The organism is Stenotrophomonas sp. 1337 (assembly GCF_031455455.1).
In the GTDB taxonomy this organism is placed as follows: Bacteria; Pseudomonadota; Gammaproteobacteria; order Xanthomonadales; family Xanthomonadaceae; genus Stenotrophomonas; species Stenotrophomonas indicatrix.
On record NZ_JAVDSR010000004.1, the window covers coordinates 282,246 to 297,522 of the forward strand.

The 15,277-nt window shown below is 65.7% G+C and carries 12 protein-coding genes and 1 tRNA gene; 11 read left to right on the forward strand and 2 right to left on the reverse strand.

Annotated features, from left to right (window positions below):
* The first annotated feature begins 267 nt into the window (after positions 1 to 267).
* From J2X70_RS08785 to J2X70_RS08815, 7 genes are all read left to right on the forward strand, one after another.
* The gene (locus J2X70_RS08785; protein WP_309909939.1) at positions 268 to 3,153 is read left to right on the forward strand and encodes an autotransporter outer membrane beta-barrel domain-containing protein; all 2,886 of its coding nucleotides are present in this window, start codon (positions 268 to 270) and stop codon (positions 3,151 to 3,153) included.
* 97 nt (positions 3,154 to 3,250) lie between these two features.
* Positions 3,251 to 4,255 carry a 2-hydroxyacid dehydrogenase gene (locus J2X70_RS08790; protein WP_309909941.1) on the forward strand — a complete coding sequence of 335 codons (1,005 nt, stop codon included), beginning with the start codon at positions 3,251 to 3,253 and terminating at the stop codon, positions 4,253 to 4,255.
* A gap of 84 nt (positions 4,256 to 4,339) precedes the next feature.
* A tRNA-Thr gene (locus tag J2X70_RS08795) sits at positions 4,340 to 4,415 on the forward strand.
* Between the two features lie 148 nt (positions 4,416 to 4,563).
* Positions 4,564 to 5,244: a VWA domain-containing protein gene (locus J2X70_RS08800; protein WP_051584968.1), complete on the forward strand. Its 681-nt coding sequence runs from the start codon at positions 4,564 to 4,566 to the stop codon at positions 5,242 to 5,244.
* A 2-nt stretch (positions 5,245 to 5,246) separates the two neighbouring features.
* Positions 5,247 to 6,002: a PP2C family serine/threonine-protein phosphatase gene (locus J2X70_RS08805; protein WP_309909943.1), complete on the forward strand. Its 756-nt coding sequence runs from the start codon at positions 5,247 to 5,249 to the stop codon at positions 6,000 to 6,002.
* Between the two features lie 4 nt (positions 6,003 to 6,006).
* Complete coding sequence (locus J2X70_RS08810; RefSeq protein WP_051584969.1) at positions 6,007 to 7,392, forward strand: hypothetical protein; 1,386 nt, start codon at positions 6,007 to 6,009, stop codon at positions 7,390 to 7,392.
* Positions 7,389 to 9,407 (forward strand): energy transducer TonB, encoded by a 2,019-nt coding sequence (locus J2X70_RS08815; protein WP_309909946.1) that lies wholly within the window; start codon positions 7,389 to 7,391, stop codon positions 9,405 to 9,407. Before J2X70_RS08810 ends, J2X70_RS08815 begins: the two co-directional genes overlap by 4 nt.
* Positions 9,408 to 9,430: 23 nt before the next feature.
* On the opposite strand, the gene J2X70_RS08820 is transcribed toward J2X70_RS08815, so the two are convergent.
* Entirely contained in the window at positions 9,431 to 10,063 is a 633-nt protein-coding gene (locus tag J2X70_RS08820; RefSeq protein ID WP_088100508.1) for a GyrI-like domain-containing protein, read from the reverse strand.
* Positions 10,060 to 10,488: a VOC family protein gene (locus tag J2X70_RS08825; protein ID WP_309909949.1), complete on the reverse strand. Its 429-nt coding sequence runs from the start codon at positions 10,486 to 10,488 to the stop codon at positions 10,060 to 10,062. The genes J2X70_RS08820 and J2X70_RS08825 overlap by 4 nt, the downstream gene beginning before the upstream one ends.
* 338 nt (positions 10,489 to 10,826) lie before the next feature.
* Here J2X70_RS08825 and cyoA point away from each other — a divergent pair, with 338 nt between their 5' ends.
* The 4 genes from cyoA to cyoD are packed head-to-tail and all read left to right on the forward strand — an operon-like array spanning position 10,827 to position 14,846.
* On the forward strand, positions 10,827 to 11,870 hold the full coding sequence (cyoA, locus tag J2X70_RS08830; protein WP_223482131.1) for a ubiquinol oxidase subunit II: 1,044 nt from the start codon (positions 10,827 to 10,829) through the stop codon (positions 11,868 to 11,870).
* Between the two features lie 2 nt (positions 11,871 to 11,872).
* On the forward strand, positions 11,873 to 13,870 hold the full coding sequence (gene cyoB / locus J2X70_RS08835) for a cytochrome o ubiquinol oxidase subunit I (protein WP_025873833.1): 1,998 nt from the start codon (positions 11,873 to 11,875) through the stop codon (positions 13,868 to 13,870).
* A complete protein-coding gene (gene cyoC / locus J2X70_RS08840; protein ID WP_025873832.1) occupies positions 13,867 to 14,505 on the forward strand; it encodes a cytochrome o ubiquinol oxidase subunit III in 639 nt (212 codons plus the stop codon). Before cyoB ends, cyoC begins: the two co-directional genes overlap by 4 nt.
* Positions 14,505 to 14,846: a cytochrome o ubiquinol oxidase subunit IV gene (cyoD, locus tag J2X70_RS08845; RefSeq protein ID WP_025873831.1), complete on the forward strand. Its 342-nt coding sequence runs from the start codon at positions 14,505 to 14,507 to the stop codon at positions 14,844 to 14,846. Before cyoC ends, cyoD begins: the two co-directional genes overlap by 1 nt.
* The last annotated feature ends 431 nt before the right edge of the window (positions 14,847 to 15,277 follow it).

A 15,277-nucleotide genomic window follows, 5' to 3' on the forward strand; every position in this document is an offset into this window, starting at 1 on the left:
GAATGCGATGAAGGCATCCGGAACCCCGGGCAGATCCGGCGCAGGACGGAGCAAAGGGGAGGGCGCGGACAGGGGAGGGCCTCGGACGACGATGACGGACGCGTCACCGAGTTTTACGCGACGGTGACCGGATGGGGAAGCCCACGTTTCTCCCGCATTTCCATTGTGAATGCATTCATGTTTTTTCTCGCCGTCGACTGGGGGCGTCGAGCCCGCTGCTGCGTTCTGCTTTCGACCCGCGTGGTGCGGGCGGAGAGAGAGAACGCAATGAAGCATTCGAAGTTGAGCATCGCCCTGGCAGGCCTGGTGGGTATCGCGACCCTGGGCCAGATGGATGACGTCATGGCAATGAATTATCACGTGCAGGGCGATCGCGTCGTGCTGAGTGGCGGTGTCACCGTCGCCGACGTCGTCGCGCTGCCGGCGCTGCTGGCCAAAGCGCAGGCCGAAGGCCGCCCGATCCGCGAAGTCGTGCTGCGCACCTCCAATGGTGGCGCGCTGATCGCGGGTGAGTGGCTGCAGGGCGTGATCCGCACCAACGGCCTGAACACCATCGTGTCTGGCCACTGCATCTCGTCCTGCTCGATCATGCAGTCCGGTGGCGTCGAACGTTACCTGGCCGGCGACCTGCCGCTGGTCGACTCGGTGCAGATCCACGCTGCCAGCAACAGTGGCAAGGTGATCTACACGCCGTCGCCGCGGATGACCGAGATCTACACCGGCAACTACGGCGGCGGCATGGATGCCGGCCTGCTGCACAAGGCCATGTACGAGGTGGTGCAGCCCAACGGCCTGCTGGTGTTCCGCGACCCGGCCCGGACCACCGGCGCTTCCGTCAGCTTCGATCCCGATGGCAGCGGCCGCAGGCTGGAGACCTTCCCCGGCCAGGACATCTACAGCAACAACATCATCACCGCCGCCGGTTACCGCGATCCGGGCGATACCCTGACGGTCACCGGTAATGTCAGCGGCGACATCAATCCAGGCTACCTGCGCACTGCGCGCCAGCTGCAGGCGTTCGTCGATGACGACTTCGCGCGCTGGAACGATACCGACTTCGCCACCACGTACATCAACTATGCGGTGAACATCTACAACCGCTCCAGCGCCGGCCCGAACGGCATCGGCCCGGCTTCGGTGCAGGATTACCTCAACGATCCGGGTACACAGCAGCTCCTTCTGGGCCAGCTGCGCCTGGATGAACTGGACGCTTCCACGCTGGGCAATTCGGCTGGCGTGATCCGCGTCGCCAAGGGCGGCACCTGGCGCACCGCCGAAACCACCGGCGCCGATTTCATGCTGGTGGAGAACGGCACCATCGCCCTGGAAGGCGGCGCGTTGCGCACGCCGGAGCTGCGCGTGCTGGCGGCCGGCATGGTGGTCGGTCACGGCGACATCGCCTCGGTTGCCACCGACTCGAGCGCACTGCTCAATGGCACCGGCCCGTCGTACCGCGAGGATGGCTTCAACCGCCTGCGCGTGTACGGCACCCTGATGCCGCGTGGTGGTGACCTGGTTACCCATGGCTACGTCAACATCATGCCGGGCGGCAAGGTGCTGTTCGACGTGACTGAAGCCGGCGGCTCCCAGGCCGGGCGCCTGCGTGTGGGCGACTTTTACGACAGCGGCGCCAACGAGGGTGCGCTGGTCATCTCGCCGGGCGCCCACCTTGAACTGAACGTGGCGCAGGGCTTCTACGCCGGCAACTACCAGCGTGAGCTGGTGAGCGGCCCGATCTACCAGGGCGGTTTCACCGATGCGGTGCGCTTGGGTGACACCGGCTATACGGCCAGCATCACCGACGGCGAGGTGTTCCGGCCGCGCCACAATTCGCTGCTGAGCTTCAACATCAACCAGACCGCCGAGGGCCTGTCGCTGACCGCCAACCCCGGCTTCGACCAGCTCGCGCAGCTTACCGGCAACAATGGCAACGATGGACTCGGTCGCGCGCTGGCCACTGCCGGCCAGCGCCAGGATGCCGGGCTGAAGCCGCTGCTGGGGGCGCTGCAGTTCGCTGACCGCGATGTGATCGCCCAGCAGGCCGGTGCACTGCGCGGTGATGGCCATGCCAGCCTGCGCCTGGCCGACAACGCGCTGGTTGGCAGCATCGGCAGCGTGGTGCAGCAGCACCAGGCCGCACGGCGCAGCGGCAGCGGTGATGCCGGTGGTTTGGCCGCACAGGCCGCGCAGGCGGCGTCGGCGCAGCCGGGCATGGCCAATGGCAGCCTGTTCAACCAGTTGGCGATGCATCTGGTGGAGCCGGCGGCGAGCGCTGGCGGCACGAGTTACGGCGGCGACGCGCCGCGCAGCCATGGCCTCTGGGGCCGGGGCTTTGGCAGCCATGGCCGCATCAATGGCGAGGGCGGCGTGGCCGGCCTGAGCCATACCGTCGGCGGCATCGTGCTCGGTGCCGATACGCAGCTGGCCGATGACCGGGTGACGCTGGGCGTCAGCGTTGCCGCGGCGGACATGTCGACCAAGGGCCGCGATGGTTCCGGTTTCACCGGCGACGTGCGTGCGCTGGATGTGGGCGGCTACCTGGATGCCACTTACTCGCGGGGTTACCTGTCGGCCTCGGTGCGCTACACCGACCTGCGCCACGACACCCGCCGCAGCATCGATGGCATCGACGGCCTGCAGGGTCCGTTGCGTGCCAAGTACAACAACGATGCGATCTCGGCCCGGCTGGAGCACGGCTTCTCGTTCACCACCGCCAAGGGCGTAGTGATCCAGCCGCTGCTGCCGGTGGTCGATTACGCGCGCACCTCGGCCACCCGTTTCAATGAAGGGCAGGGTGCCGGCGCACTGGTGGGGCGTGGTGACAGCCTGGAAAGCATCCGCGTCGGTGCAGGCCTGCAGGTGTTCAAGACCTTCGAAGGCAACAACGGCGAGCGCATCACCCCGCGCGCGCGCGTTGTCTGGCAGAAGGAACTGGGCGACACCCAGGCCCGTTACAGCACCGGCTTCGCCGCGGCGCCGGACCTGGTGTTCGGTGCCAGCAGCCAGACCGTGGGCGAGCAGGTGCTGGCCTGGAACCTGGGTGTGACCAGTCGCGCTACCGATCGCCTGTCGGTGATGGTCGACTACGTGGGCGAGCGCCGCGACGGCCAGCTGCAGAATGGCGTGATGCTGGGCCTGGGCTATACGTTCTAAGGCAGTACCGGCACCGGCGGCCGTCGCGCCGCCGGTGCCATCCCCATCGGTGTGCGGGTGCGCTATGGTCGTGGCGGATTTCCGCGCAGGCCTTGCCATGCAGATCGCCGTTTTCAGTGCCCGTCCCTACGACCGCCGCTTTCTCGAGGAAGCCAACCAGCGCGAGGGGGCAGGGCAGGATTTCCAGTTCGTGTATTTCGACGCGGCGCTGGACGTGCACACCGCCGCGCTGGCACAGGACTGCGCCGCCGTCTGCGTGTTCGTCAACGACAGGCTCGATGCGCCGGTGCTGCAGGCCCTCCATGCGCTGGGTGTACGCGCGGTGCTGCTGCGCTGTGCCGGCTTCAACAATGTGGACCTGGCCAGCGCGCACGCGCTCGGCCTGTTCGTCGCCCGCGTGCCCGCCTACTCGCCGGAAGCGGTGGCCGAGCACGCACTGGCGCTGGTGATGACCCTCAACCGGCACACCCATCGCGCCTACAACCGCGTGCGTGAGGGCAACTTCATGCTGGATGGCCTGCTCGGCCGCACCCTGCATGGCAAGACCGTGGGCATCGTCGGTACTGGCAAGATCGGGTTGGCCACCGCGCGCATCTTCCGCGGCATGGGCTGCACCGTGCTGGGGCACGATCCGTATCCTTCGCGGGCTTTCGCCGAAATCGGCGCGAAGGTTGAACTGGACGAGCTGCTCTCGCGCTCGGACATCGTCTCGCTGCATTGCCCGTTGACCCCGGATACCCAGCACCTGATCGACGACGCCTCGCTGGCGCGGATGAAGCCTGGCGCGATGCTGGTCAACACCTCGCGTGGCGGCCTGGTCGATACCCAAGCGGTGATCCGCGCGCTGAAGTCGCGCCGGCTGGGCCACCTGGCCATCGACGTCTACGAGCAGGAAAGCGCGCTGTTCTTCCAGGACCTGTCCGGCGAGATCATCGACGATGAGGCGTTCCAGCGCCTGATGACCTTCCCCAACGTGCTGGTGACCGGCCACCAGGGCTTCTTCACCGTGGAGGCGCTGCAGGAGATCTCGGCGATCACGCTGGGCAACCTGGCCGATTTCGCGGCGGGGCGGGAGTGCGGCAACCGGGTAGCGGCGGGTTGAGGGGCAGGGCGGGTGGGCGTTTGACGGCAATCGTCACGACCGGATTGACCGCAGGGGCAGGGCGACCGTAAAATTGCCAGCTTCGCCGGAATAGCTCAGTTGGTAGAGCGGCGCATTCGTAATGCGTAGGTCGTAGGTTCGATTCCTATTTCCGGCACCAGTTTCAGCAAAAGCCCCGGCCTTGGCCGGGGCTTTTTGTTTGGGCGGCACGGTTCTCCGTCGGCCCTCGCCCCTGGGCCCTTCAGCTCTGCCTATAATCGGCCGCGCAGATCACCTGCACTGGTTCACCCGCACGGAGGCTTCCCATCATGTCCATTGCTGCAATCCCCGATGTTTCGCTGGTCGACAACAGTGAGCAGCGCACGCCGCTGATCCTGGTGCTGGACTGTTCCGGCAGCATGAGTGGTGGCCCCATCGAGCAGTTGAACGCGGGCCTGAAGCTGCTGGAGCAGGAGCTGAAAGCCGATGTGATCGCGGCCAAGCGTGTGCGCGTGCTGCTGGTCGAGTACGGCGGCATGGACAACGCGGCCATCAGCGGTGACTGGTGCGATGCGATGGATTTCACCGCGCCCACGTTGTCGGCCAATGGCACCACGCCGACCGGTGCGGCCGTGGAAGTGGCGCTGCAGGAGATTGAAGACGAGAAGGCGCGCTTCCGCCAGGCCGGCGTTGCCTACACCCGGCCGTGGCTGTTCCTGATGTCCGATGGCCAGCCCACGGACGCCTGGGAAGCGGTGGCCGAGCAGTGCCGCGAGGCCGAGCAGCAGAACAAGGTGGCGGTGTTCCCGATCGCTGTCGGCAATGCTGACATGAGCGTGCTGGGTCAGTTCAGCCGCAATGGCGAGCGCGGCGTGAAGCGCCTGCAGGGCCTGCAGTTCAAGGAACTGTTCCTGTGGCTGAGCGCGAGCATGCGGGTGGTCTCCAATTCGACGCCCGGTGGCCAGGTGCAATTGCCGGCCACCGACAGCTGGTCACAAGTGCCGGTCTGACCATGGCCTGGCGCGTGATGGCCGCATCGGCCACGGGACGGTCCCATCTGGACCGCGGGCAGCCCTGCCAGGACGCCTATGCGTCGGTGCAGGTGGGGCAGACATTGGTCGCGGTGGTCTGCGATGGCGCAGGCTCCGCATCGCACAGCGACGTGGGCGCCCGGCACGTTTCCAGCAGCGTGGCGGCGTCGGTTACCGGGTCCGCGCAGCTCGGCGCCGATCCACTGGCACTGCCGGTGGACACGCTGCGCAGCATCATCGAAACCGCTGTCGACGATGCGCGCGGGCAGCTGGCGATGCTTGCGCTGAGCCAGGGCCTGAAGCTATCCGACCATGCCTGCACGCTGGTAGGGGCGGTCGCTACGCGCGATGGCGGCTGGTTCTTCCATGTCGGCGATGGCGTGGCCGCGTGTGCGTTCAGCAATGAATCGCCCGATGCGGTATCGCTGCCTGCCAATGGCGAGTACGCCAACGAAACCTGGTTCGTGACCGGTGGCAACTGGCGCGAGCAGCTGCGGTTGACCCGCTTCGAAGGGGCCATCGATGCGCTGGTGCTGATGTCCGACGGCGTGCAGCCGTTTGCGATGTCGCGCGCGGGCGACAGCCTGTTCCAACCGTTCATCGCACCGGTGATCCGTTATCTGGCCGGCGTGGACGAGACCCACGGCAGCCAAGCGTTGCATGCGACGCTGGCCGACCCGCGCACCGATCAGATCACCGGCGACGACAAGACGTTGCTGGTCGCGCTGCCGGCCTGAGCACATGCCCGGGCGCAGCGGCGAAAAGGTCTACGACGCGCAGCGCAGGCCGCTCACCCTGGAGCGGCTGCTCAAGAGTGGCGGTGCGGGCAGCGTGTTCACCCTCAAGGAGCGGCCGCGCGAAGTGGCCAAGCTCTACCATTCGGACAAGGACGCGCGCGTCTACGAGCGCAAGCTGCAGGCGATGCTGGAGCTGCAGCCGGACCTGCCGCCGATGGAAGGGCAGGGGGCCGACCAGGTACAGATTGCCTGGCCGATGACCCTGCTGCGGGATCGCAGTGGGCGTTTCATCGGCTTCACCATGCCGATCCTGGATCTGTCGGCCACCAGCGATCTGGAACATGTGCTGCAGGAGCGGCAGGCGCGCGCCGAGGGGCTGCCTACCGGGTTGGGCGCGAAGATGACCCTGGCCGCCAACCTGGCGGTGATGCTGGCCGCGCTGCACCGGCGGCAGCACTATGTGGTCGACCTCAAGCCGCTGAACGTGCGGTTCTATCGCAGCACCTTGTTCATCGCGATGCTCGATTGCGATGGTTTCAGCATCCAGGGCAAGGGCGAGCGCTTCCCGGCCGGGCAGGTCACCACCGATTATCTGGCGTCCGAGTTCCAGCAGCCGGGGGTGAAGCCGGGCCAGGAGGAGGCGCAGGATCGATTCGCGCTGGCGGTGATGGTGTTCCAGCTGCTCAATTCCGGCCTGCATCCGTATGCGGGCCGGCCGCAGGGGGCGACGGTGCCCAGTGACCTGCCGGCACGCATCGCCGCCAACCTGTACCCCTACGCGCGTGGCAAGCCGCATCCGCGGATGCTGCCCTCGCCGGTCAGCGGCCATGAGATGTTTCCGCCGGCGCTGCGCGACATGTTTGATCGTGCGTTCTCGGCGCAGGCGCGGCGGAGGCCTTCGGCGCAGGAATGGGCCACGCTGCTGCTGGACTACGCACGGCGCAACGCCGGTCAGCTGGTGGCGTGCGGCAAGGACGCGGCCCACCAGCATTTTGTCGGCATGCCCTGTGCCGCCTGCGCCCGCGCCGAACTGCTGGCCGGCAGCGCACGCGCGGCGCAGACCCGTACGCGGCAGAAACCGAACAAGGCCCGCAAGCAGCGTGCACGCACCGCCGCGCGCGTCGCCCAGGCGCAGCCGGTCGCCGCGCAGGCGTCGGCGGCCAGCGGCGTTCCCGGCGTGATGTCGCGGGTGACGATGGCGGTGATCGGCACGCTGCTGCTGGGCTGGGTGATGGGCTGGGGCATGCCGGCCTACCGCCGCTACAGCGCGCTGGTGGACCCGGGCATCTGGGATGGCGTGGGGCTGGCCGTGCAGATGGCCATGCTGGCGATCGCGATCCTGCTGTTCATCCTGTTCGTGCCGATGCTGATCATGAGCAAGCGCCCATGAAGCTGCTGGGTGTACTGGCCGTGCTGTTGCTGGCGCTGATCGGGATGGCGCCGTTCTGGGGCGACCTCGGCGTGCTGGTCTACAGCTCGATCGGCTGGCTCGGACGAGTGCTGTCGAGCGGCGTGTTGAGTGATGGCAGGGCGGCGTTGCGTGCTGCGCTGCTGATCGGCGGAGCGGTGTCGGTGCTGTCATTCCTGCGCGTAGCGGTGCAGGACCGGGCCGTGGACTATCTGATCGCGTCGGTGATGTTCGGCTTCCTCTCGTTCGTCGTCTTTATCGTCACCGGCATTTCCGGGAATGGCGCTACGGGCGCAGGAAGCGGTCAACAGGGGCCGAACTCGGTACTGGTCGGCGAGGATCGCACTACGGTTCCGCGCTGGTACTCGCGCGGTCATTTCGAGCGGGAAATGCTCAACAAGGTGCACGAAACCGCGCGCACTGCTGCCCGTGGCGATCTGCCGCGGACGCAGGCGCTGATGCAGGAGCTGGATCTGTGGGCGCGCAATGGCCCCGTGCTGCGCGAAGACCGCACCGAGTACGAGCGCCTGCGCGCGGCGTACAACGAGACCATCGAGACCCTTGCCGCCCGGTCCGGCCGCCGCACGCAAAGGACGGCGGGGCTGGCCAGCGATGCGGGCGCGATGGTGGACCGGCTGACGGCGGAGGAAGCGCGCGAGCTGGAGCTGAAGCAGGTCGAGCTGCTGCAGCAGATGTGGAAGCTCTCGCCATCGAGCACCTCGGTTGCGATGCGCCTGCTGGCGACGGATCTGCAGGAGCTGGCGATCCGCTCACGGTGGTCGCCGCGCAAGCCGTTCGACCGTGAGGGCGACGCGGCACTGGAAGAGCGCCTGTGGCGCATCCACGGCACGCAGGAGGTGTTGTTTGCCTATGCACCGCTGGAGGAGCGTCTGTGGAATGCCTACGCTTCGACGATGGTCGACACGGACGAAGAGCTGGCGCTGGGCGCGCTGGTGATTGCCGGACTGATCGACCGCAGTGACAAGAACGCTTCGTCCGATCCCGCCCGGTTCGACGTGAACACGCTGCTGCTTGGCAGCGACGTGTTCATGCTCTCGACGCTGCTGGCCAGTGCGTCCGAAGACCGCATGGAGATCCTGACGGCGCGCGCGACACTGCTGCTGGGCGATGACGATCGGCAGGCGAAGGCAGGCAAAGGCAATGCGCCGGACGCCGCCGACACCCCCGCAGACCCCGCTGGCCCGGCGGTCTCGGAGCCTTCGCCGCCGGCGGTCCCGAAAGCGGATACCGCCAGGCAGGCGCAACGCGCGATGCCGCCAGCGGGGATGCTGGTCGATCGCAAGGGCCTGGCGTTGCGTACGTCACCCTCTCTGCCGCCGTCGTCGCCACCAGCAGAGTATGGGCAGGTGCTGGTCGACCTGCCCGCCGCCGGCTTCAAGGACCTGCGCCATGGCATCCCGCTGCGCGCACCTGTGGAGGCCGACACCATGGTGACCCTGCAGGTGGATGTCTGGCAGACCGGCGTGGTTACGGCAGTGCTGGTGGAAGGCAGCAGTGGCAGCCCCCAGCTGGATGAGGCCGCGCGCCGGGGCGCACGCACTTGGCTCAGCGCGTCGAAGGTGCCCACAGGCGGCGAGCGCAGGCAGGTGACGGTCGTGTTCAAAGCGCCTGTCGCCGCCACGCCGCCGGCGGTGACCGTGGACGCACCAGCGCCGACGGCCATGGACCCGCCGCCGCCGCAGCTGGACCCCGAGCAGGCGCTGGGCGCGCAGTTGGCGGCGATGACGCGCCGGCATCCCCCGCGTTATCCGCGTGGTGACGGGGAGACGGTGCTGGAAGGCAGCGTCGAGCTGCTGATCACCATGTCAGCCGAGGGGCGCGTGCTCGATGTGACCGTGGACCGCAGCAGCGGACATCCTGCGCTGGATCGCGCCGCCCGTGAGGCTGCACTGCAATGGCACGTCACCCCCCGGCGGCCGGTGACCACGGTCAAGCAGATAACCCTACGTCTCCCGGTGCGGTTCCAGGGCGGCTGACGGATCAGCCCGAGACGCGGCCGTCACCGCGCCCGTACCGGTTGCCGCAGCACCGTTTTCAGGCGAGCAGGCTCTACCTTGCGTGGGTCGCCCAGGTAGATCTCATGATGCGGCCCGGCGAAGGTCAGCCCCTGTGCCGGCATGATCCGTTCATGCAGTTCGGCCAGTGTCGGGCCCTCGTCATCGTAGGCGCCTACATGCAGCGTCTGCAGGCACAGGCCTTCCTCGTAAAGCGCCAGGCGCAGGCTCTGCGGCGCGGTACCGCGCTTGTCCGATGCCTTGGCAACCGCTTCGCTGAAACGCGGAACGCCGACGTCCAGCGGCGTGCGGATCATCATCGTCCAGCGCCACGCGTGCTTGCGCCGTGCCACGAAGCTGGACGGGTCGTCGGCCCACCACAGTCCCTCCAGCGGCGGCACCACGTAGTCCCGTCCTTCGGCCTTCATCGCGAACTTCAGTGCGTAGCTGACCGAGTACAGCCACTCCACCGCATCGCGATAGGCCGGCGCCTGGTTCGGATCACCCTGGCCATCGACCATCACGAAGGACATCGGCGGCACCTCGATCCGCACGAACGAGCCGACCGGTGGCCGGTACAGCGCCTTGTCCTGCGTCTTGAAGTCGATCTTCGCCGGCGTGGTGGCGGACCGGGTCATTGCGCGGCTCCGTTGGCAGGCCCCTTCAGCTCCACCGTGTTGCCGTCCGGATCCTTGAAGTACAACGACAATCCGTCGCCCTCGGCACCGAAGTTGACTTCGGCCGGCCCCGGTACCGGTACGCCGTGGGCGGCCAGGTGGGCGACCAGCGCCGCTTCGTCGAAGGGGTGCACGCGCAGGCACAGGTGGTCGACATTGCGCCCTTCGCTGCCCGGTCCGCTGCCGCCGTGGCGACCGAGCGTGCCGTCCAGGCTGATCAGGTCGATCATCGATGCGCCCGCGCGCAGGTGCACCAGACCCAGGTGCTCGCGCCGCCGCACCACCGGGCAGCCCAGCACCTGGCCATAGAAGGCTTCGCTGCGGGCCAGATCGCGCACCCTCAGCACCAGGTGGTCGATGCGTTCAACGCTGAAGGGTCTATCCATGCCGGGTTCCTCGAAGAAAGGGGAGTCACAACTTGCTGAACCTGTTCAGTCGACTGTGCCGAACGAGGGGCCTCGTCGTCCTCGTGGCCGATGCTACGCTGCCGTCCCCGCGCGTTCTGCCTGCCGCAATGGCGCGGTGCGACAACGTGTCGCATCCAGATCCGGGCCTTTCCTGCGCCTGATCATTGTCAATGCCTTTCTTAAATGGTGGGTGACGGCCTAAAATTGAAAGGCTGACTCGACCCCACCTCACCTGCCTGTCTTCTGGACGGGTGGGCCCGGCTTTGGCCGGTGCGGGCAGGACGGGGAACGGCATTCCCTCGCAATTGGATCGACCGATGATTCCGTTGAAAACCCTTGGGCGCTGGTTGCGCCCGGGCCTGCTGCTCGCATTGCTGGTGATGCTCACCGGCTGCGATGCCGTGGCCATCCTCAGTCCGAAGGGCCAGATCGGCCAGGATGAAAAGACACTGCTGATCACGGCCACCGTGCTCATGCTGCTGGTCGTCATCCCGGTCATCATCATGACCCTGACCTTCGCGTGGAAGTATCGCGCCTCCAACACCAAGGCCCGCTACGAGCCGAAGTGGTCCCACTCGACGGCGATCGAGGTGGTGGTGTGGTCGATCCCCTGCATGATCGTGCTGGTCCTGGCGGTGCTGACCTGGCGGTCCTCGCACGCGCTGGATCCGTACAAGCCCCTGGAATCGGACGTCAAGCCGGTCACCATCCAGGCGATCTCGCTGGACTGGAAGTGGCTGTTCATCTATCCGGAAGAGAAGGTCGCGGTCGTCAACGAGATCAAGTTCCCGGTCAACACTCCGCTGAACTTCGAGATCACCTCCGATACGGTGATGAATGCGTTCTTCATCCCGCACCTGGGCAGCATGATCTATTCGATGGCGGCGATGGAGACCAAGCTCCACCTGATCGCCAACGAGACCGGTGAATTCCCGGGCATGTCCTCGCACTACAGCGGTGCAGGCTTCGCCAAGATGCATTTCACTGCCTACTCGGTCACCGATGCGCAGTACCGCCAGTGGCTGGACCAGGTCCGTGCCGGCCAGCAGAGCCTGGACAAGGCCTCGTTCAAGGCGCTGGGTGAAGCGAAGAATTCCGAGTGGTACCCGGTCACCTACTTCGGCAAGGTTGAAGACAACCTGTTCGACTGGGTCATCGCCAAGCACATGGGCGACAACAAGCACTACGGCATGAAGCATTCCCATGCGGGTGCGGCTGCTGCCGATGCGTCCAGCCATGAAGCGCACGAGGGGCACGCCCCGAGCGACGCGCATGATGCCAAGGAATCCGGGAAGAACCTGGATGCCACCGAAGAACACGAACACGCTGGCCATGAAGGCCACATGGGTTCGGGAGAATGAACATGTTGGGAAAACTCTCTCTTGAGTCGATCCCCCACGATCCAATCGTGCTGACCACCCTGGTCGGTGCGGTGCTGGGTGGCCTGGGCGTGATGGCCCTGATCACCAAGTTCAAGCTGTGGGGCTATCTGTGGAAGGAGTGGTTCACCTCGGTGGATCACAAGAAGATCGGCGTGATGTACATCATCGTCGCCTTCGTCATGCTGCTGCGCGGTTTCTCCGACGCGATCATGATGCGTACCCAGCAGGCCATCGCCGTCGGCGGGTCCGAGGGTTACCTGCCGCCACACCACTACGACCAGATCTTCACCGCCCACGGCGTGATCATGATCTTCTTCGTGGCGATGCCGCTGATCACCGGCCTGATGAACCTGGCCGTGCCGCTGCAGATCGGTGCGCGCGACGTCGCGTTCCCGTTCGTGAACTCGCTCAGCTTCTGGCTGTTCGTGTCCGGTGCGGTGCTGATCATGCTGTCGCTGTGGATCGGTGAATTCGCCGCCACCGGCTGGCTGGCGTTCCCGCCACTGTCGGGCATTGAGTACAGCAACAATGTAGGTATGGACTACTACATATGGGGACTACAGGTGGCGGGTCTGGGTACCACGTTGAGTGGTATCAACTTCTTCATCACCATCCTCAAGATGCGCACCCCGAGCATGAAGCTCATGCAGATGCCGGTCTTCACCTGGACCGCTCTGGTGACCAACGTGCTGATCGTCGCCGCCTTCCCGGTGCTGACCATCACCCTGGTGCTGCTGACCCTGGACCGTTACCTGGGTACGCACTTCTTCACCAATGACGGTGGCGGCAACGCCATGCTGTACATCAACCTGATCTGGATCTGGGGCCACCCGGAAGTCTATATCCTGGTGCTGCCGGCCTTCGGCGTGTTCTCCGAGGTCATCGCGACCTTCTCGCGCAAGGCCCTGTTCGGCTACAAGGGCATGGTCTACGCCACCGCCTGCATCGGCGTGCTGTCGTTCATCGTGTGGCTGCACCACTTCTTCACCATGGGCTCGGGTGCCAACGTCAATGCCTTCTTCGGCATCACGACGATGATCATCTCCATCCCCACCGGCGTGAAGATCTTCAACTGGTTGTTCACCATGTTCCGCGGTCGCGTGCAGTTCACCACGCCCGTGCTGTGGACCATCGGCTTCATGGTCACCTTCACCATCGGCGGCATGACCGGCGTGATGCTGGCGATCCCGGCCATCGACTTCGTGCTGCACAACAGCCTGTTCCTGATCGCCCACTTCCACAACGTCATCATCGGCGGCGTGGTGTTCGGCATGTTCGCCGGCATCACCTACTGGTGGCCGAAGATGTTCGGCTTCCGCCTCAACGAGTTCTGGGGCAAGTGCGCGTTCTGGTGCTGGTTCATCGGCTTCTATGTGACCTTCATGCCGATGTACGTGCTGGGCTTCATGGGCATGACCCGTCGTCTGCAGAGCACCGTCAACCCGGCCTACGAGCCGTTCCTGCTGGTGGCCGCTGTGGGCGCCTTCATCGTGGGTGCCGGCATCCTGTGCCAGATCATCCAGGTGGCCGTGTCGATCCGCGACCGCAAGAAGACCGCCGACCTGACCGGCGACCCGTGGGATGCCCGTACGCTGGAGTGGGAAACCTCTTCGCCGCCGGCCTTCTACAACTTCGGCACCCTGCCGGAAGTCACCGAGCTGGACGATTTCTGGGAGCGCAAGCAGCGTGGTGAAGCCTGGCCGAAGCCGGCCAAGTACACCGACATCCACATGCCGCGCAACACCGGCACCGGCGTTGTCATCGGCGCCTTCAGCCTGGTGTTCGGCTTTGCGATGATCTGGCACATCTGGTGGCTGGCCATCATCGGCTTCGTCGGCATGATCGCCACGTTCATCTACCGCACCTTCGACCAGGACGTGGACTACTGGGTCCCGGCTGCCGAGGTGGAACGCATCGAGAACGAACACCGCAAGCACCTGGAAGCCCAGGGCCTGGTGAAGTCGGAGCTGAAGGCATGAGCACCAATACCTCGACCCTGAGCCACGGGCACGCCGCACACGCGGCGGCCCATGGCCATGACGACCACGAGCACCACGACACCGGCGGCAACACCGTCTTCGGTTTCTGGGTGTACCTGATGAGCGACTGCCTCATCTTCGCCTCGCTGTTTGCCACCTACGTGGTGCTGGCCGGCGGCACTGATGGCGGCCCCGGCGCGAAGGACCTGTTCGAGCTGCCGTTCGTGGCGTGGGAAACCGCGCTGCTGCTGACCTCGTCGCTGACCTTCGGCCTGGGCATGATCTCCATGCACCGCAAGCAGGTCGGCCAGATGTTCCTGTGGCTGGGCATCACCTGGCTGCTGGGCTTCGGCTTCATGTGCATGGAAGTCTATGAATTCCAGCACCTGATCCATCAGGGCTACGGTCCGGACCGCAGTGCGTTCCTGTCGGCGTTCTTCGCCCTGGTCGGTACCCACGGCCTGCACGTCAGCGCCGGCCTGCTGTGGCTGCTGGTGATGTTCGTGCAGCTGAAGAAGTACGGCCTGACCCCGACCAACAAGACCCGCATGGCGTGCCTGAGCCTGTTCTGGCACTTCCTGGACCTGATCTGGATCGGCGTGTTCTCCGTCGTCTACCTCAATGGAGCGCTGTAATGGCACATGACAACCATGCACACGACCACGCCGCCGGCGGCGAAAGCCACGGCACCGTGAAGTCGTACCTGATCGGCTTCGTGCTGGCGGTGGTGCTGACCGTCATCCCGTTCTACATGGTGATGTCGGGTGATTTCTCGCGCACCGTCAACGGTGTGGTGATCGCCATCACCGCGGTGCTGCAGATGCTGGTCCACCTGGTGTTCTTCCTGCACCTGGACCGCTCGTCGGAGAGCCGCTGGAACGTCAACGCTGCGGCCTTCACCGTGGTGGTGATCGGCATCATCGTTGTCGGTACCCTGTGGGTCATGCACAACATGAACGTGCACATGATGCACTGACGTCTTCGCGACGTTGCCACGCAGAAAGGCCGCCCCCGGGCGGCCTTTCTGTTTGTTGCGCGATCGCGGGGAACGCATCCACGCATGGCGTGGATCTACCAGTCACCGCGAAGTCCCCCCACAGTAGATCCACGCCATGCGTGGATGCGGTTGCCGTTCAATGCACCGGAGGAAGCAGTAGATCCACGCCATGCGTGGATGCAGTTGCCGTTCAATGCATCCGGGGTATGCAGTAGATCCACGCCATGCGTGGATGCGGTTGCCGTTCAATGCACCGGAGGAAGCAGTAGATCCACGCCATGCGTGGATGCGGTTGCCGTTCAATGCACCGGAGGTAGCAGTAGATCCACGCCATGCGTGGATGCAGTTGCCGTTCAATGCATCCGGGGTATGCAGTAGATCCACGCCATGCGTGGATGCGGTTGCCGTTC